This is a genomic window from Marinobacter sp. AL4B (assembly GCF_019916045.1).
Lineage (GTDB): Bacteria > Pseudomonadota > Gammaproteobacteria > Pseudomonadales > Oleiphilaceae > Marinobacter.
This window is the reverse complement of sequence record NZ_JAILWZ010000011.1, coordinates 899,146-916,852: the sequence shown is the minus strand read 5'-3', so window position 1 is coordinate 916,852 and position 17,707 is coordinate 899,146. Positions and strand designations below refer to the sequence as shown.

The following is a 17,707-nucleotide window of genomic DNA, read 5'->3' as shown; positions in this document are numbered from 1 at the left end:
TTGTGGATACTTCCCGTGTCGTCCCAAACGCTAAGGATTATGGGGGCGGACGATGGTTTTCTGCCGTTTTATTACGGTAAAAATCTAAACAAAGGCATTTTCGTTGAAGTGATGAACGAGTTCGCTTTGGAGGCCGGTATCAACACCCATTTCCGACCGATGGCGCGCAAGCGCCTAGCCTGGGCTCTGGAACATAGGCTTGCCAACGCCGTTTTCGCCAACCTGCTGTGGATGCCAGCGCCTGAGCAAATGCACGCCGTCGGACCGGTGTTTACCTGGCGGGACCGCGTGTTCGCGCAACCTGGTCAACAATCCACTTCATTTGATGACCTGAAGGGCCGTATCTGTCTTCATAAATTGTTTGTCTACAGTGATCAACTCGAGCGAAGAATCGGTACCGACCTGGAGCGCCTTGACGCCTACAACGCCCAGCATATGCTTCGCATGTTTATGCTCAAGCGTTGTGATTTCATGATCATGAACGAAGTGCAGTTCCAGTTTCTGGCTTTGCACGGGAATTTCGACGCAACCACCTACACCACGGACTTGGTAGACGCAGAATGGCCGGTCTATCTTGGCATTCTAAAAAACGAAGCGGCTCTGATTGAAGCCGCGGAAGCTTTTTTCGCTACTCATCGGATCGATGTGAGGGCTATGTTGCCCACACTGCCGCCGCCGGACGGGTCCATCTCAAATCAGTCGGAGAAGTAGGGCTGTTTGTGGGGTGGGATGGGAAATAGACGCTGTGAAGACACGTTGAACTAATAGAAACCGGGAGCCTTGGCTCCCGGTTTCTATATGTGCAAGGCCGGTTAGAGCCAGGTCAGACCGATGCTGATAATGACCCCGGTAATGATCAACAGCATCAGGCAGTAGCCCATGATGTCTTTGGCTTTTAGCCCGGCAATGGCGAGCACGGGCAGCGCCCAGAAGGGTTGCAGCAGGTTGGTCCAGGCATCGCCCCAGGCTACAGCCATGGCAACTCTGGGTATTTCTACGCCCAGTTCTTGTGCAACCGGCAACATCACGGGCGCTTGTACCGCCCACTGGCCGCCACCGGATGGCACGAAGACATTCACCAGACCCGCACTGATAAAGCTCCAGAATGGCAGGCTCTCTGCCGTTGCGAAGGAAACAAATCCTGCCGAGATGCTGGCTGCCAGGCCGGATGCGGTCATCACGCCCATGATGCCAGCGTAGAAGGGGAACTGAATGACGATACCAGCACCACCTTTGACGCCTTCGTTCAAACTCGCCAGCAAGCGTTTGGGAGTCTGGTGAAGGATGATCGCGATAAACAGGAACATGAAGTTCACGATGTTCAGGTTCAGGCCGCCGTTATCCAGAAAATACTGGAATACAAAAGCCAAGCCGCTGAAACCGATCAGCCACGCCAGAATTCGGCTGTTCTCCAGATGATCTGCCGGCCGGTTGATGACCACGGCAGTATCGGGCTCGTCGTCGAGTAGTTTGGGGTCCACATAAATGCTGTCGCTTTCCGCCGGCAGCATCAGGCGATTGACCAACGGCACGACAATGAATAAAGCTACCACGATGGCGAGGTTGAAGAAGGCGAAAATGGTTTCGCTGGTATCAATAATGCCGATAGCGCTTGCACTGAAATGGCCGTCTGTGGCGATGGTCAGCGGGATCGAGCCCGCCAGGCCACCGTGCCACACGAGGAAACCGGAGTATGCACTGGCAACCAGCAGTGGGTAGTGAACCCGGATCTGGCGAGCCAGAGCTTTCGCAAACAGTGCGCCAACCACGAGGCCAAAGCCCCAGTTAATCCAGCTTGCGATCAGGGCGATGAAGGTCACCAGAACGATGGCTTGCCCCGGGGTTTTCGCCAGGCCGGCAATGCGGTTTAGAATCCCGCGAACCAGCGGCGTGCTGGCCATCATGAAGCCGGTTACCAACACCAGCAGCATCTGCATGGAAAATGTCAGCAAATTCCAGAAGCTGTTGCCCCACATTTCGACAACCGCCATGGGGCCGTGACCTTCGAAGATCATGGCGGAAACGAACGTGAGCAAGGTGAGGATAATCACGAACAGGTAAGGGTCGGGCAGATACTTCTCCACCAGACTTACCATGGGTTTTGATATGCGCTCTAACATGCTGTTCTCCGTTGTTATTCTCTTAACTTCGCTATGATACCAAGCAACAAGGAGAGCGTATTGTCGACCAAAGACCAATACCGGCATCGGAGACCTTGCAGGAGGGGCTAAACTCCCCAGTCGCGCTGCGCGAGCGCTTCTGCAATAAACTGATAACCGAGATGGCTGGGATGGAAGCCGTCCTTGGCAAGCAGAGACGGGTTTTCGACGGTAGGGTAGTTCAGGTAGCGGAAATCGGCGGGCGCTTGCTGGGCGAGCTCTTGGTAAATTCGGTCCAGCTGTCGTGCTCTCCAGCCCATAACGTTTCGAAGCGGTGATGGCAGCGCGCTGAATTTCTCCATCGGTGGCACGCTGAGCAAGGTGATCGGTGCCTGAGAGAGTGGCGCGATTGCGCTGCGTAATGCTTGCAGATGCTGCCGGAATTGCGCTCGAGTGGTGAAACCGGTGGTGTCGTTAACGCCCATGCTCAGCAATACTGAATCCGCGGGAGGCAGGTTTGTAGAAGCCAGCGTTTGCAGCAGGTTGCCGAGGCGAATGCCGTTCACGCCGAAGGTTTGCCAAGCAATTGTTTTGTCGGTGCGTTGGTTAAGGCGCAGGGCCAACTGGCTGGCAAGGCCATCATTATGGGTGGCAACTCCAACTCCGGCAGCTGTCGATTCCCCAATCACCAGTAAGCGAAACTTAGGGGCTCCAGTGCCATACTGACCGCTTGTTGCACCGCTTGCTTCGGGCAATCGGGGTGTGATTCGCCGGGCTCGTTTACCCTGATACAACAATATCGGAGACAGCAGGGCCGTCGTTAGCCAGAACGGAGCGTGCATGCGGAGTCCTTTAAATTGACGGAAAAATTCATCATAGCGCGAAGCCTGCTATGAGGGGATAGCCGTTGCACTCAGTTGTGAAAGGCTTTGCTGCTGTCGTTGGCGATGTGGTGTAATTCTGCCCTAATCGATTGGGCCTCGGCCTATAGTTGGAGATCTGGTTAATGATTGTACGTGATCGCCCCGGAGCCCTTAGATTAATGCTGGCCTGGAAAGGCTCGGTGGTGCCCCATATCCTGCCTCACATTCTGCTGACAGGGCTGTTTGCGGCAGGGGTTACTTGGGTGTCTCGCCTTCACTATTTGGATGGTATTGTGGACTACAGTCTGTTGCCGTTCACCATTATGGGCATCGCGCTGTCCATATTTTTGAGTGTGCGCAATACCGCCACTTATGACCGCTGGTGGGAAGCCCGTAAGCATTGGGGGCATATGGTTTACGAAATTCGCAGTCTGGCGAGGGCCGGCGGTATTTACATGAAACCGGAAAGGCGCAGAGAGCTGCTGATGAGAAGCCTGGCGCATACGCATCTACTGAGAGGGCAACTGCGCAGTGAAGACGTTCGTTTTGAATTACCCTCTTCGCTGTCCAAGGAATTAGTAGACGCCGCATTGCGTACGCAGAATCCAGCGGCATTCATGCTTCAGAAGACGGGCGAGGTTGTGGCGGAGGCGCACCAAGCGGGAGAGCTGGATTCGATCGGAGCTGCGACCATCGACCGACACTTGCATGAGTTGGCGGGTATTCAGGCGGCTTCGGAACGGATCGCTCATACGCCTTTACCGTTCGCTTATACCTTGTTGGCTCACCGTACGGCTTACGTGTATTGCTACATGCTGCCGTTTGGTTTGGTGGGAGTTGCCGGTTGGTTTACGCCGGTGTTCACCGCGATAGTGGCGTATACGTTCTTTGGGCTGGACCGCCTGTCAGAACAGTTGGAGTTTCCGTTTGGCCGCCACGCGAACGACTTACCGTTAGATGCCATCTGTCGAACTCATGAGATCAGTGTTGCGGAAGCGCTGGGGGAACCGGCTCCTGAGCCGTTGCAGCCCGTTGAGTTTCAATTGCAATAAGAACAAAGGCCCCCGGGAGTTCCGGAGGCCTTTTGTTGTTCATCGGGCCTGTGACGGAGCTATTTTTTTAACCCCAACTCTTCAATCGAAACTTCCCGCATTTTGAATTTTTGGATTTTCCCGGTGACGGTCATGGGGAATTCATCCACAAACTTGTAGTTGCGGGGAATTTTGAAGTGCGCGATCTTGCCTTTGCAGAATTCCTGTAGGTCGTCCGCTTTGACCGGTTCGGCATCGGATCGGAGTTTCACCCAGGCAATCAGCTCTTCACCATATTTGTCATCAGGGATACCAGTGACTTGGACTTCCTCGATGGCGGGGTGGGTGTAGAAGAACTCTTCGATTTCTTTCGGATAAATGTTCTCGCCGCCTCGAATCACCATGTCTTTGATGCGGCCAACAATTTGAACGTAGCCTTCATCGTCCATGGTGGCCAAGTCGCCGGTGTGCATCCAGCCGTTTTCGTCGATGGCTTCGCGGGTTTTCTCTTCGTTGTTCCAGTACTTCAGCATGACGCTGTAGCCGCGGGTGCAGAGTTCGCCGATCTCGCCTCGCGGGACGACGCTGCCGTTGCCCGGATCGACAATCTTTGTCTCCAAGTGAGGTTGGGTGCGGCCAACGGTAGTGACTTGTTTCTCGAACGGGTCCAAGGAGCTAGTCTGTGTGGATACGGGGCTGGTTTCTGTCATGCCATAGGCAATCTGAACTTCCTTCATGTTCATCTTGCCATTCACGTTCTTCATCACCTCGGCCGGGCAGATAGAGCCCGCCATGATACCGGTGCGCAAACTGGATAGGTCAAAGCTCGTGAAGTCCGGATCCGCCAACTCGGCAATGAACATGGTGGGCACGCCGTAAAGCGCCGTGGCTTTTTCCTGGTGTACCGCCTGCAGGACAGCCTTGGGGTCAAATCCTTCACCCGGATAAATCATGGCAGTGCCGTGGGTGATGCAGCCAAGGTTGCCCATGACCATCCCAAAGCAGTGGTACAAAGGCACCGGGATCACCAATCGGTCTTTTTCGGTCAGGCGCTGGCTTTCACCCACGAAATACCCGTTATTCAGAATATTGTGGTGAGTAAGCGTGGCGCCTTTGGGATTGCCGGTGGTGCCGGAGGTGAACTGAATGTTGATGGGGTCATCGAACTGCAGTTGGCTTTGGCGCTTCTGTAGATCCGCTGCAGTTACTTGATTGGCAAAGCCAAGAAATTCAGGCCACGTCCACATGCCGTCGTGTTTGTCTTCGTGAACGTTAATCACGGCGCGTAGGTCTGGCACATCTTCGGCGTTCAGTTTGCCGGGTTCGTTTTGTTTTAGCTCTGGTACCAGTTGATATAGCATCTCGCGATAGTTGGAGGCTTTGAAGCTGTCCGCCGTGACCAGCACGCTGATGCCGGCCAGATTCAGGGCGTACTGAAGTTCATGCACCCCGTACGAAGGATTGATGTTGACCAGAATCGCGCCGACTTTGGCGGTGGCAAACTGAGTGACGGTCCACTCGTAACGGTTGGGTGACCAGATGCCAACGCGGTCGCCTTTTGTTACGCCAATGGCCAGGAAAGCGCGGGCGGCTTCGTTCACTTTCTCGACAAATTCCCGATAGCTCCATCGAATGTCCTGATGCAGGCACACCAAGGCTTCGTTGTCCGGATACTGTTGGGCGGTTCGGTCCAGCATGTCGCCGATAGTCATGCCCAGTAGGGGCTTATCGGCAACGCCGCTGGTGTAACTTGGGAGAGTCATGCTCATCTCACTGCCTCCATTGTTTTTGTAGTCGAGGGCTGGCAAGTTGCGTGCTTGCTAGCGGCTCTGGCTGTGATATTCAGGGTTGGGCTGCATATCGCTGGCGATCGCAACGCGGTTAGACATGTTGTAGAAACCTACCAGATTACTAAGATCCCAAATGGCACGATCACTAAACCCGGCATCGCGCAATGCCTGGGTTTCCTTTTCGGTGACGGTGGCTGGCGAACGAGTGAGATGGGACGCGAAATCCAGCATCGCACGCTGCCGTGGGTCCAGTTTGGCGCTGCGGAAGTTCATCACTAGATGCTCGCCCAATGCCGGATCGCCACTGAGTACGCGCACCGCGGCACCGTGGGCGACCAGGCAGTAAAAGCACTTGTTCTCGGATGAGACCACCACAGCGATCATTTCCCGCTCCAGTTTGGAGAGTTCGCTTTCGCCCATCATCAACTCGTTATACAGGCGGGTGAAACCATCCAATTGTTGAAGGTTTTGGCTGTAAGCTGTGAGTACGTTCGGAACCATGCCTAGTTTTTCCAAGCAGATTTCAAAGTACTTTTTGGTGTCCTCGGGCAGATTGCTGATCTCGGGGATCGGCAGGTCCAGAGCAACGACGTCGTTATTTTTGTTCATTGGCAGTGTCCTCCTAATGCCTGACCGACTTTCGAGCCGTTATGGCGGTTTAGTTGCTGGCTGATCCAGTCTCCGGTAATGACAAGTTTGTTCAAGTCTACGCCGGTGTCGATGCCCAATCCGTTCAGAAGATATAGCACGTCTTCGGTGGCCACGTTGCCGGAGGCGCCTTGGGCGTAGGGGCAGCCGCCCAGCCCGGCAACGGAAGCGTCGATCACGCCGACACCTTCTTCGAGAACGGCGTAAAGATTGGCCAAAGCTTGACCGTAAGTGTCGTGGAAGTGGGCGGCCAGTTTGTTCATCGGGACGGCTGCAGCGACCGCTTCCAGCATGCGTTTGGCTTTCAGCGGTGTGCCGACACCGATGGTGTCACCCAAGGAAATCTCGTGGCAGCCCATGTCGTAAAGTGCTTTGGCCACGGTGGCGACCTTTTCCGGCGCAATATCACCTTCGTATGGGCAGCCCATAACCGTTGATACATAGCCGCGTACAGGGATGCCGTGTTTGCGGGCTTCTTCAACAACAGGGGCGAATCGTTCCAGACTTTCGGCAATGCTGCAGTTGATGTTTTTTTGGGTGAACGACTCAGAAGCGGCACCGAACACCGCCACTTCATCGGCCTTTGCGGCCAGTGCACCTTCGAACCCTTTTAGGTTCGGGGTGAGGGCTGAGTAGCGAACGCCGTTTTTGCGATTGATGAGTGCCATAACGTCGGCCGCATCCGCCATCTGAGGCACCCATTTGGGTGACACAAAGCTTGCGGCTTCGATGTGGGTTAATCCGCAGTCGGCTAGGCGGTCAATCAGCCCGGTTTTGATCGCGGTTGCTATGACCTCACCGGGTTCGTTCTGGAGACCATCCCGGGGGCTCATTTCCACCAGCCGCACCTGTTTCGGGAAGGCCATTACTCCACCTCCTCGGTGTCGATGGCAATCAACTCCGCACCCTCGGCGACCTGATCGCCTTCGGCGTAGAAAATTTCGCTGACCACACCATCTGCAGGCGCCTTAATGGCATGCTCCATCTTCATGGCTTCCATGATCACTAGGCTTTGCCCCGCGGTTACCTTGTCGCCGACTTTGGCTTGCACGGCAACAATGGCGCCATTCATGGGGGCGGCCAGACTACCTTCGCCGGCGACGTCTTCAAGACCGTAAGACTCTTGGTAAACGGTGCATTTAAAGGTGTCACCCTCATAAAACAGCACCAGTTCGTTGTTGTGCAGATTGCCGTGCACGCTCAACCGATGGCCATTGAGCACCGCCTGAAGGTAGTCCTCGTCCAAGCGGGCATTCAAGTGGTAAACGCTGCCATCGACGAGGACCTGATAACGATCGTCCCGCTCCAGAATTTTCAGCTCATGGATGTCGTCGCCCACCTGCAAGGACAGTGGCTGGGCGAATTCCGAATTCATGCGCCAGCTGTTCTTGCGGCCAAACGGTGACCACGGATCCGCGGTCACCGGCTCGACGGATTTTCGGTGTTCCAATATAAAACCGGCGGCTAATACCAAGGCTTTGTCCAGATCCAGCTTTGGTTTGGGGAACAGCAGAGTTTCATGAGAGGCAATAAAGTTGGTGGTCAGATCCGCTTCGCGAAACGGTTGGCTGTCCACGGTTGCATGCAGGAACCGGATGTTGGTTTTCAGGCCGGCAATGCGGTAATGCTCCAGCGCCTGCACCATGCGGTTGACCGCCTGATCCCGGGTTTCGTCCCAAACGATCAGCTTGGCAATCATTGGGTCGTAATGAATGCTGATTTCGTCGCCTTCGGTCACCCCGGTATCCACGCGCACGTGAGCGGATTCGGCGGGGGTGCTCAAGTAACGAAGGGTGCCGGTAGCCGGCAGGAAGTCCTGATCCGGATCTTCCGCATAGATACGAGCCTCGATGGCGTGACCGCGGGTTTTAACCTGTTCCTGAACCAAGGGCAGGGGATCGCCCCAAGCCACTTTCAGCTGCCATTCCACCAGATCTTGGCCAGTGACCATTTCGGTGACCGGGTGCTCTACCTGAAGGCGAGTATTCATTTCCATGAAGAAGAACGAACCGTCTACGTCGTATAGAAACTCAACGGTGCCTGCACCCACATAGTTAATGGCTTGGGCGGCCCGAACCGCCGCGTCACCCATGGCTTTTCGGGTTTCTTCGCTCAGTCCCGGAGCTGGGGCTTCTTCCAGTACTTTTTGGTGTCGGCGCTGTACTGAACAATCGCGCTCGGCGAGGTAGATGCCGTTACCGTGTTGGTCGCAGAACACCTGAATCTCGACGTGTCGAGGCTGGGTCAGGTAGCGCTCGATCAGCATGTCAGGGTTGCCGAAAGCGTTCTTGGCCTCACGTTTGGCAGCAGCCAGAGCGTCGTCGAATTCGCCTATGTTTTCGACCACTCGCATGCCTTTACCGCCACCACCGGCAACGGCTTTCAGCAGCAATGGAAAACCGCATTTCTCGGCTTCTTGTTTTAGCAGTTCGGGGTCTTGATCGCTGCCATGGTAGCCGGGTACGAGCGGCACTCCGGCTTCATCCATAATCGCTTTGGCGGCCGACTTGGACCCCATAGCAGCGATGGCTGAAGACGGCGGGCCAATGAAGGCAATGCCGTTGGCTTCGCAGGCTTCCGCGAAATCGGTGTTCTCAGACAGGAATCCGTAGCCCGGATGCACGGCCTGAGCGCCGCTTTCTTTGGCAACTTCAATGATTTTGTCGGCTTTGAGATAGCTTTCGGAACTGGCGGCGGGGCCGATCAGAAACGCTTCGTCTGCCATGGCGACGTGCCGGGCATCGGCATCCGCTTCGGAATACACAGCCACACATCGGATACCCATGCGGTGGGCGGTTTGGATAATCCGGCAGGCGATTTCGCCCCGGTTGGCAATCAGGATCTTGTTAAACATTATTGTGTCTCCGGAATCCAACTGGCCTTTCGTTTGTTCAGGAACGCGCTGAGTCCTTCCTGACCTTCTTCGCCCACACGGATATCGGCGATGCGTTGTGCGGTGTCGTCGATCAACTCTGAGGTAATGGGCTTGTGGCTAACGGCAAAAACCAGATCCTTAGCAGCTTTCATGGCTTCGGGGCCGTTATTGGCCATGTGTTTAAGTAGTTCGGTGCATCGGGCCTGCAAGGCTTTTTCGTCGTCGCAAACAATATGTACCAGCCCGAACCGTTGTGCTTCGCTTGCGCTGAATACTTCGGCCGACAAGAAATAACGCCGGGCCTGCCGCTCACCGATAGCCCGCACAACGTAGGGGCTGATGGCAGCGGGGATGAGCCCGAGTTTGACTTCGCTCAGGCAGAAGCTGGCGGACTGAGTTGCCAGTACGATATCGCAACAGGCTGCCAAGCCCACCGCACCGCCAAAGGCGGCCCCTTGCACCAGGCCGATCACCGGCTTGGACAAGTGGTTGAGGGTGTTCATCAGCCGGGCCAGTTCACGGGAGTCATCCAGGTTTTCCTGGCGGCTGTTGTCGGCCATGCGGCGCATCCAGCCTAAGTCCGCGCCGGCGGAGAAGTGTTTGCCTTCGGAACGCAGGATGACAATCTGGGTTTCCGGATCGCGGTCAACGGTTTCAAGAGCCCGAATGAGTTGCTGAATGACAGCGTCGTCGAATGCGTTGCGTTTGTCCGGCCGGTTGAGCACGACTTCGGAGATGCCGTGATCCCGCTGGTGCATCAGAACCGCTGAGTGTTGTTGTGACATGTCGGCGCTCCTTTACATGCGGAACACGCCAAAGCGCGTTGGCTTGGCGGGTCGGTTGAGGGTGGCTGACAGGCTCAGGGCGACCACTTCGCGGGTTTGGGCCGGGTCGATGACGCCGTCATCCCATAGGCGCGCGCTTGCGTAATAGGGGTGGCCTTGGTGCTCGTAGGTTTCGGTAATCGGTTTTTTGAATTCTGCTTCTTCTTCGGCGCTCCAGCTTTGGCCTTTGCGCTCCATGCCTTCTCTGCGAACCTGAGCCAGTACGCCTGCGGCCTGTTCACCGCCCATTACGGAGATCCGGGAGTTGGGCCACATCCACAGGAAGTCCGGGCTGTAGGCTCGGCCACACATGCCATAGTTGCCCGCGCCGTAGCTGCCGCCGATCAATACGGTGATTTTAGGTACGTTGGCGCAGGCCACGGCCATGACCATTTTGGCCCCGTGTTTGGCAATGCCGTCGGCTTCGTGTTTCTGCCCGACCATGAAGCCGGTGATGTTCTGCAGGAACAAGAGAGGAATGTTGCGCTGACAGCACAGCTCGACGAAGTGCGCACCTTTCTGGGCGGATTCGCTGAACAGGATGCCGTTATTCGCGATGATGCCCACCGGGTAGCCGTGTATGTGAGCAAAACCGGTGACGAGGGTAGAGCCGTAGTAGCGCTTAAATTCGTCGAATTCTGAACCGTCTACGATGCGGGAGATAACGTCTCGCACGTCAAACTGTTTGCGTAGGTCGGTGCCGACGATGCCGTAGATTTCGTTTTGGTCGTACAGCGGCGCTTTGGGTTTTTGCACCTCAACCGGTACAGGCTTGCGGCGGTTCAGGTTGGCAACGCAGCGACGCGCGATTTCCAGTGCATGGGCGTCGTTTTCCGCGTAGTGGTCTGCGACTCCGGAGATTTTGCAGTGGACATCGGCACCACCGAGGTCTTCGGCACTGACGACTTCACCGGTAGCGGCTTTCACCAGTGGCGGGCCGGCCAGGAAGATGGTGCCTTGATTGCGTACGATGATGGATTCGTCGGCCATGGCGGGTACGTAGGCGCCACCTGCAGTGCACAGGCCCATGACGACGGCGATCTGGGGAATGTCGTCGGCAGACATTCTGGCCTGGTTGTAAAAGATTCGGCCGAAGTGGTCGCGATCGGGGAAGACTTCGTCTTGCCTGGGCAGGTTGGCACCGCCTGAGTCCACCAAGTAGATGCAGGGCAGGCGGTTTTCCATTGCGATTTCTTGCGCCCGCAGGTGTTTTTTGACGGTCAGAGGGTAGTAGCTGCCGCCTTTGACGGTGGCGTCGTTGGCGATGATCATGCATTCGGTGCCGGAGACGCGGCCGACGCCGGCGACGACGCCGGCAGCGGGGACTTCTTCGTCGTAGACGTTGTAGGCGGCGAACTGGCCGACTTCGAGGAAGGGCGAGCCGTCGTCAAGTAAGCGGTTAATGCGCTCGCGGGGCAGGAGTTTGCCTCGGTCGGTGTGGCGTTTTTGGTAGGTAGGGCCGCCACCTTGGTGGATTTTTTCGGCTTTTTCCCGGAGGTCGGCGACGGCTTGTTTCATGGCCTCTTGGTTGGCCAGGAATTCGTCCGATCTTGGATTTATTTTGTTTTGGAGAATTGTCATTTGTCGTGGTCCCTCGCTTTGGGAGCGCGGGGCTGGAGGGGCGTCGTTTCGAAAACCGCTACAAGCACGTCCGTGCGCGCTTCTCTTCGGCCATCCATGGCCTACGACATTTTCGGAACGACGCCCCTCCAGCCCCTTGTCGTACATTGGGAGCTGGCGTTGTTGGGTTTTACTTGTTCAGGAACAGCTCTCTGCCGATTAGCATGCGGCGGATTTCAGACGTACCCGCGCCGATCTCATAGAGCTTGGCATCGCGTAGCAGTCGGCCAGTGGGGTATTCGTTGATGTAGCCGTTGCCACCTAGCAGCTGGATGGAATCCAGTGCCAGTTTGGTGGCCATTTCGGCGGAGTAAAGGATGGCGCCGGCGGCGTCTTTGCGGGTGGTTTCACCGCGGTCGGCGGACATTGCGACCATGTAGACGTAAGATTTCGCACTGTTCATCCAGGTATACATGTCAGCGACTTTGCCTTGTACCAGTTCGAATTCGCCGATGGCCTGGCCGAACTGTGTGCGCTCACGGATGTAGGGAACGGTTACGTCCATGGCCGCTTGCATGATACCCAGCGGGCCGCCGGACAGGACGAGGCGTTCGTAGTCGAGACCGCTCATCAGTACTTTGGCGCCTTTGCCTACACCGCCGAGTACGTTTTCTTTCGGAACTTTGCAGTCTTGGAACACTAGCTCACAGGTGTTGGAGCCGCGCATGCCTAGCTTGTCGAGTTTTTGGTGGCGGCTGAAGCCGGGGTAATCGCGTTCAACGATGAGCGCTGTGACGCCTTTAGAGCCGCCTTTCGGATCGGTTTTGGCGTAGATGACGTAGGTGTTTGCATCCGGGCCGTTGGTAATCCACATTTTGTTGCCGTTGAGGACGTAGTGGTCGCCTTCATCTCGGGCGTGGAGTTTCATGGAGATGACGTCGGAGCCGGCGTTAGGCTCGGACATGGCGAGTGCGCCGACGTGTTCGCCGCTGACGAGTTTAGGCAGGTATTTCTGTTTTTGTTCTTCGGTGCCGTTGCGGTGAATTTGGTTCACGCACAGGTTGGAGTGGGCACCGTAGGACAAGCCCACAGAGGCGGACGCACGGCTGATCTCTTCCATTGCGATGACGTGCGCAAGGTAGCCCATGTCGGACCCGCCGTATTCTTCTTTGACGGTAATACCCAGCAAGCCCATGTCGCCCATTTTCTGCCACAGATCCATGGGGAATTCGTTGTTGCGGTCGATTTCTTCAGCTCGGGGGGCGATTTCTGCAGCGGCGAAGCTGTTGATTTGCTCGCGCAGCATGTCGAGGGTTTCACCAAGTCCGAAATTCAGCTCTGAGTATTGTGACTTCATGGTCGGCTACCTTTTTGTTTTGATGTCGTGTTGTGGTTATCTGCCACTTTCGGCGGCAGCATCCTCATGTTGTTGTGTGCCCTGGCTGTGGGCTTCTTTCTTTTTCTGTACGTCTGCAAGTGCCTCTCGGCATCTTGTTTCGGCGTTATCCATTTCCATTTCGGCCATGGCGAGGTCGGCTTTTTGTTGCTCTAGATGCGCTCGCCGGTCGGACAGGATTTCCAGCATTTTCAGCAGCTGCTTCTCGTTGCCAGTGATGGTTTCGTCCCAAAGATCAAACAGCTCTTTGGTCTGGCCCAGAGAAAAACCCATGCGCTTGCCTCGCAGGATCAGTTTCAAACGGACCCTGTCTTTGGTGCTGAATATACGGGTCTGGCCGCGCCGCGATGGCTTCAGCAGACCTTGGTCTTCATAAAAGCGAATGCTCCGGGTTGTGATGTCGAACTCTTGAGAAAGCTCGCTGATGCTGAAGGTTCGTTTATCGCTCATGGTTATTCTCGTACGATTTTTTCTTAGGTTAGTTGAAGTTTACGTAAACGTAAAGTGTGTTCTTGGGTTAAAACCTGATTTGAGGCGTATGCCATTGATCGGCGGAGAATTGTACGTGTTTTGCGGGCGATAAGGAGGGGAGGGGCACCCGATACCGGGTGCCGGGGATGTTCAGGCTTCGTTAGTTGAATTCACAAACTGCTCTCTTAATGTGCGTTTGAGCAGTTTGCCGGCACTGTTTTTTGGTAATTCGTCTACAAAGTGTATGTGTTTTGGGACTTTGAACCCTGCCAATTGAGCTTTGGCGTGGGCCAGTAGGGCATCGGCATCGTGAGGGTGGCCGTCTCGTATCACGGTGATGGCGCAGATGGCTTCGATCCATTTCTCGTCGGGAACACCAATGACGGCGACTTCGGCAACAGAAGGGTGTTGGTACAGCGCTTCCTCAACATCTCGACTGGCCACCAATACACCGCCGGTGTTAACGACATCCTTGATGCGATCGATGATGTAGATATAGCCAGCGTCGTCTTGGTAACCGAGATCTCCGGAGTGGAACCACCCGTTTTTAAACGCTTCTTCGGTGGCTTCAGGTTTGTCCCAATAGCCCACCATCAATTGTGGCGACCGGTGGACGATCTCACCTTGCTCACCAATTTGGCAGTCTTGCCCGGTGACCGGGTCAACGATTCGGGTCAGCACGGTTTGCAGGGGGCGGCCAGCAGAAGTGGGGCGCTCAGCGTGCTCATGGGGTAGCAGAACGGTCGCGAGTGGCGCGATTTCACTTTGGCCGTAGCAATTATAAAGCCCTGCTTCGGGTAGTTGTTCAGCAAGATCGCGGACGACTTGTTCCGGCATGATCGACGCGCCGTAGTAAATCTTGTTCAGGTGTTGGAGCCTGCTGGCATCAAAAGTCGGGCTCTGTAGCAGAGCAATCCATACCGTCGGTGGTGCGAAGGATGCGTTCAGTTGCTCGTCGGTTAGCATGCTCAGAATGGCGTCAGACGTTGGTGTGCTAATGAGTCGTGTGTAACCTCCAGTCAGCAGCATGGGCATCATGAAAACGTGCATTTGTGCCGAATGGTATAGCGGCAGAGCGGCCAGGCAGCGGTCGTCGGAGCGAATGTCCAGATGGTACTGAGTTGCGCCGTATTCGGTCAGCAAAGAGCGGTGGGTGTGCATGGCGCCTTTGGGGTCTGACGTGGTGCCGGAGGTATATAAAATCTGTACGACGTCGGTATCGGCCAGTTCGATTTCCGGTGGCTGAGCACTGGCGTCGGAGCGAGCCATGGCGAGGATGTCATGCTGGCCGTCTGCGTTGTGAAGGGTGCCTTGATAGTCTATGCGAACGTCAGAGCTCACGGCTGTCACCTGAGCACGCAAGTCGGTGTCATAAAAAAGTGCGCGAGCGCTGGATTGGTTCAGCACGTAAACCAGTTCGTGTTCGACCAATGCGTAGTTTACCGGCACGTGAATCAGCCCCGCCTTGCTGCACGCCAGCCACAGCAGTACGTATGCGTCGGAATTTTTTCCGTAAGCGGCTACTCGGTCGCCTTGGTTTAGGCCCATCGCCAACAGCTGATGGGCGATGCGGTTGCTGGCGGCTTCAACGTCGCTGTAGCTCCACTGTCGATCTGAGAAGGCCAGGGCTATTTTGTTCCGATGGCATGCTGCGGAGCGGGCTATGGCATCGCCAATGGTGTTGCGTAAGGCGCGATGGACGTCGCTCTGGCTGTCCGCAGCCAAGGTGTTCACGGAATTAACCATACTCTGTCTCTTATGCTTGTTGTTTGTCAGTTTGCCTGTCATTAAGTCAAAGACCTAGGTCTTGAGGGAATGACCCTGTTGGTCGAAAAAGTTGACCTGATAGGACAAGGAGCTAGTGGTTGTGGTTGCTTTGCCATCGGGTGGGTGAGCAACCAGTCCATCGTTTGAACGCTCGGGAAAAGGCTGCGGTTTCGGAAAACCCCAGTTGTTCGCTGACTTCGGCAATGCTCAGGTTTTCGGTGGTCATCAGGCGTACGGCGTGTTCCCTGCGCTGAGCCTCCTTGATTTTTCGAAGCGAGGTGCCTTCATCCTGCAGTTTGCGACCAATGTTTCGGGGAGTCATGTGCAGGAGCTCCCCAAGAGTCGTTAGACCCGGCATGTCTACGTAGTCGTGTCGCGCAAGCAGTGCCTGGATTCGCGAACGAAGGCTTTCGTCCTGGCTGGGGCGGTGCAAGATATAGGCGGGAGCAGCCTGAAGGAATTCCCGGAGTTCTTGTTCGTTGCGCACAACCGGCAGGTGAAGGTATTTCTCATGCAACTGGAATCCGCATACGCCTTGATTGAATTTTAACTCTCCCGGATACATGGCTTGATATTCGGCTTCATGGCTGGGAGCCGGGTAGTTGAATTGTGTGTGGGCAAAGGGGATTTGTTGGTCAACGAGCCAGCACGACATTCGCTCCCACATCAGAATGAGAAATTCCTGAAGCAGGTGGTCGGTATCGTTCCGGGCATCTTTGAGATGCAGGCGAAAAAATACCTGTTTGTCGTGGGCCTCCATGGCAATGTCCAGGTTGTTGCAGACAATCCGGTAAAAATGGGCGCTTTTTCGAAGAACTGCACCCAGTGTGGCAGAGCTGATGCAGTACTCGCACATGAGCGCAAAGGTGCCGTTATTACAGCGTTCCGATGACATTCCCAGAAACTCATCCCGAGTAGCGCGCCAGACCGATTTGATCAGATGCGTCAGTTGCTGCTCGGTGATCAGTTGCTCCGGGTGGCCCAGCCAGTCATTGGGAATGTCAGCCTGAGTCAGCAGCGAGCAGGCATCATGGCCCTGGCGCTGAGCCCCTCGTATCGTGGCTTGCAGGTAGTGATTTGCAATATGGGGTTTGGCCATTGGGTTCCGTGTTAGTGCCTAACAGGTCAATTTTTTCGGCAAGTAGGATCATTCTAGCCCTTCGCGATACGGAGTTAAATGATGGCCTCTTTTAACTCATTGAATCAATGGCGAGAACGCACATGCCAAAAGAACAGGCTGAGACCGAACTTTTCCAGACGATGATTGTTCGGGCTCTGGAGCAGGAAGTGGCACCTTTTTACGAGCAGTGGGAAGAAGCCGGTGAGCTCCCTCGAACCCTTTGGAATACGTTGGGCGAGGCTGGCATGCTGGGTATTGATTTGCCCGAAGAGTATGGCGGCGCGGGGGCGAGTTTTGAAATCAGCCAGCTAGCCATCGAAGAAACGGCCCGCATGGGGTTCGGTGGATTGGCTTCGGGTTACAACATTCACGCCAATATCGTGATGCCTTATATCCTGCATTTAGGTTCTGAAATGCAGAAACAGGCTTGGTTACCGCGGATGAGTTCGGGTGAGGTACTGGGTGCGATTGCTATGACCGAGCCGGGTGCGGGCAGCGACCTGGCTGCAATGCGAACCACCGCTGAGCGCACCGTAGAGGGCTGGAAGATTAACGGGGCCAAGGTGTTTATCACTAACGGTTTGCAGGCTGATCTGGTGATAGTGTGCGCGAAAACAAATCCTCAAGCTGGCGCGAAAGGTGTCTCGCTATTTCTGGTTGATACTCGTTTGCCAGGCTTTTCCCGTGGCAAGGGCATCAAAAAAATTGGCCAGCATGCCAGCGATACTGCTGAGTTGTTTTTCTCTGATCTGGTCGTGCCCGAAGACTCTTTGCTGGGTGAAGAAGGTAAAGGCTTTGCTTATCTGATGCAGGAGTTGCCCCGGGAACGCTTGGGTGTTGGAGCCCAGGCCATCGGTGCCTCGGAGGGTGCGCTGGCGTTAACACTCGATTACGTGCAACAGCGACAAGCCTTCGGCCAGCGCATTGCTGATTTTCAGAATACCCGCTTCAAACTGGCAGAGGCTCGTGCTCGTATTGATATGGCTCGAGCTTACCTGAACCAGTGTGTTGCCAAATACCATCAGGGCTGCATGAATGCGACCGATGCCGCGGTTCTGAAATTGATGCTGACTGAAATGCAGTGTGATATTGCCCACGAATGCCTGCAATTGTTCGGGGGGTATGGTTACACGCTGGAATATCCGATTTCTCGCTTCTTTGTAGATGCCCGTGTTCAGACGATTTATGCCGGTACCTCGGAAATTATGAAAGAGGTCATTGCCCGTTCCATGCTGGGCAAATAACGATTCCGAAAAATACGAC

Annotated in this window: 15 protein-coding genes; 3 read left to right on the top strand and 12 right to left on the bottom strand. The window is 55.4% G+C overall.

What is annotated here, in order from left to right; translation table 11 throughout:
* Positions 1 to 15 precede the first annotated feature (15 nt).
* A complete protein-coding gene (locus K5L82_RS08300) occupies positions 16 to 711 on the top strand; it encodes a transporter substrate-binding domain-containing protein (RefSeq protein ID WP_316933378.1) in 696 nt (231 codons plus the stop codon).
* 101 nt (positions 712 to 812) lie between these two features.
* On the opposite strand, the gene K5L82_RS08295 is transcribed toward K5L82_RS08300, so the two are convergent.
* Positions 813 to 2,120 (bottom strand): short-chain fatty acid transporter, encoded by a 1,308-nt coding sequence (locus K5L82_RS08295; RefSeq protein WP_223133794.1) that lies wholly within the window; start codon positions 2,118 to 2,120, stop codon positions 813 to 815.
* Between the two features lie 107 nt (positions 2,121 to 2,227).
* Positions 2,228 to 2,941, bottom strand: coding sequence for an SGNH/GDSL hydrolase family protein (locus K5L82_RS08290; protein WP_223133793.1), 714 nt, complete (start codon positions 2,939 to 2,941; stop codon positions 2,228 to 2,230).
* Positions 2,942 to 3,105: 164 nt separating this feature from the next.
* Between K5L82_RS08290 and K5L82_RS08285 the strand changes: the two genes are divergently transcribed.
* Entirely contained in the window at positions 3,106 to 4,014 is a 909-nt protein-coding gene (locus K5L82_RS08285) for a bestrophin family protein (RefSeq protein WP_262492546.1), read from the top strand.
* A gap of 59 nt (positions 4,015 to 4,073) precedes the next feature.
* On the opposite strand, the gene K5L82_RS08280 is transcribed toward K5L82_RS08285, so the two are convergent.
* The 10 genes from K5L82_RS08280 to K5L82_RS08235 all read right to left on the bottom strand — a co-directional run bounded on the left by K5L82_RS08280 (position 4,074) and on the right by K5L82_RS08235 (position 16,423).
* Positions 4,074 to 5,756 (bottom strand): AMP-binding protein, encoded by a 1,683-nt coding sequence (locus K5L82_RS08280; protein ID WP_262492615.1) that lies wholly within the window; start codon positions 5,754 to 5,756, stop codon positions 4,074 to 4,076.
* A gap of 57 nt (positions 5,757 to 5,813) precedes the next feature.
* Positions 5,814 to 6,392: a peroxidase-related enzyme gene (locus K5L82_RS08275; RefSeq protein WP_133006136.1), complete on the bottom strand. Its 579-nt coding sequence runs from the start codon at positions 6,390 to 6,392 to the stop codon at positions 5,814 to 5,816.
* Positions 6,389 to 7,297, bottom strand: coding sequence for a hydroxymethylglutaryl-CoA lyase (locus K5L82_RS08270; RefSeq protein ID WP_223133791.1), 909 nt, complete (start codon positions 7,295 to 7,297; stop codon positions 6,389 to 6,391). The genes K5L82_RS08275 and K5L82_RS08270 overlap by 4 nt, the downstream gene beginning before the upstream one ends.
* Positions 7,297 to 9,285, bottom strand: a complete 1,989-nt coding sequence (locus K5L82_RS08265; RefSeq protein ID WP_223133790.1) for an acetyl/propionyl/methylcrotonyl-CoA carboxylase subunit alpha — start codon at positions 9,283 to 9,285, stop codon at positions 7,297 to 7,299. The genes K5L82_RS08270 and K5L82_RS08265 overlap by 1 nt, the downstream gene beginning before the upstream one ends.
* Positions 9,285 to 10,091, bottom strand: a complete 807-nt coding sequence (locus tag K5L82_RS08260; RefSeq protein WP_223133789.1) for an enoyl-CoA hydratase/isomerase family protein — start codon at positions 10,089 to 10,091, stop codon at positions 9,285 to 9,287. Before K5L82_RS08260 ends, K5L82_RS08265 begins: the two co-directional genes overlap by 1 nt.
* 12 nt (positions 10,092 to 10,103) lie before the next feature.
* The gene (locus tag K5L82_RS08255; protein WP_223133788.1) at positions 10,104 to 11,711 is read right to left on the bottom strand and encodes a carboxyl transferase domain-containing protein; all 1,608 of its coding nucleotides are present in this window, start codon (positions 11,709 to 11,711) and stop codon (positions 10,104 to 10,106) included.
* A gap of 169 nt (positions 11,712 to 11,880) precedes the next feature.
* Complete coding sequence (locus tag K5L82_RS08250) at positions 11,881 to 13,047, bottom strand: isovaleryl-CoA dehydrogenase (protein ID WP_133006131.1); 1,167 nt, start codon at positions 13,045 to 13,047, stop codon at positions 11,881 to 11,883.
* Between the two features lie 36 nt (positions 13,048 to 13,083).
* Positions 13,084 to 13,536 carry a MerR family transcriptional regulator gene (locus K5L82_RS08245; RefSeq protein ID WP_223133787.1) on the bottom strand — a complete coding sequence of 151 codons (453 nt, stop codon included), beginning with the start codon at positions 13,534 to 13,536 and terminating at the stop codon, positions 13,084 to 13,086.
* Positions 13,537 to 13,707: 171 nt separating this feature from the next.
* Positions 13,708 to 15,303: a fatty acyl-CoA synthetase gene (locus K5L82_RS08240; RefSeq protein ID WP_223133786.1), complete on the bottom strand. Its 1,596-nt coding sequence runs from the start codon at positions 15,301 to 15,303 to the stop codon at positions 13,708 to 13,710.
* Between the two features lie 112 nt (positions 15,304 to 15,415).
* Complete coding sequence (locus K5L82_RS08235; protein WP_223133785.1) at positions 15,416 to 16,423, bottom strand: AraC family transcriptional regulator; 1,008 nt, start codon at positions 16,421 to 16,423, stop codon at positions 15,416 to 15,418.
* Positions 16,424 to 16,545: 122 nt separating this feature from the next.
* On the opposite strand from K5L82_RS08235, the gene K5L82_RS08230 reads away from it, so the two are divergent.
* Entirely contained in the window at positions 16,546 to 17,688 is a 1,143-nt protein-coding gene (locus K5L82_RS08230; RefSeq protein WP_223133784.1) for an acyl-CoA dehydrogenase family protein, read from the top strand.
* The last annotated feature ends 19 nt before the right edge of the window (positions 17,689 to 17,707 follow it).

Coding starts and splice junctions, on each gene's coding strand:
- K5L82_RS08295 (WP_223133794.1), bottom strand. CDS start 2,120: ATGTTAGAGCGCATATCAAAACCCATGGTAAGTCTGGTGGAGAAGTAT.
- K5L82_RS08290 (WP_223133793.1), bottom strand. CDS start 2,941: ATGCACGCTCCGTTCTGGCTAACGACGGCCCTGCTGTCTCCGATATTG.
- K5L82_RS08285 (WP_262492546.1), top strand. CDS start 3,106: ATGATTGTACGTGATCGCCCCGGAGCCCTTAGATTAATGCTGGCCTGG.
- K5L82_RS08280 (WP_262492615.1), bottom strand. CDS start 5,756: ATGACTCTCCCAAGTTACACCAGCGGCGTTGCCGATAAGCCCCTACTG.
- K5L82_RS08275 (WP_133006136.1), bottom strand. CDS start 6,392: ATGAACAAAAATAACGACGTCGTTGCTCTGGACCTGCCGATCCCCGAG.
- K5L82_RS08270 (WP_223133791.1), bottom strand. CDS start 7,297: ATGGCCTTCCCGAAACAGGTGCGGCTGGTGGAAATGAGCCCCCGGGAT.
- K5L82_RS08265 (WP_223133790.1), bottom strand. CDS start 9,285: ATGTTTAACAAGATCCTGATTGCCAACCGGGGCGAAATCGCCTGCCGG.
- K5L82_RS08260 (WP_223133789.1), bottom strand. CDS start 10,091: ATGTCACAACAACACTCAGCGGTTCTGATGCACCAGCGGGATCACGGC.
- K5L82_RS08255 (WP_223133788.1), bottom strand. CDS start 11,711: ATGACAATTCTCCAAAACAAAATAAATCCAAGATCGGACGAATTCCTG.
- K5L82_RS08250 (WP_133006131.1), bottom strand. CDS start 13,047: ATGAAGTCACAATACTCAGAGCTGAATTTCGGACTTGGTGAAACCCTC.
- K5L82_RS08245 (WP_223133787.1), bottom strand. CDS start 13,536: ATGAGCGATAAACGAACCTTCAGCATCAGCGAGCTTTCTCAAGAGTTC.
- K5L82_RS08240 (WP_223133786.1), bottom strand. CDS start 15,303: ATGGTTAATTCCGTGAACACCTTGGCTGCGGACAGCCAGAGCGACGTC.
- K5L82_RS08235 (WP_223133785.1), bottom strand. CDS start 16,423: ATGGCCAAACCCCATATTGCAAATCACTACCTGCAAGCCACGATACGA.
- K5L82_RS08230 (WP_223133784.1), top strand. CDS start 16,546: ATGCCAAAAGAACAGGCTGAGACCGAACTTTTCCAGACGATGATTGTT.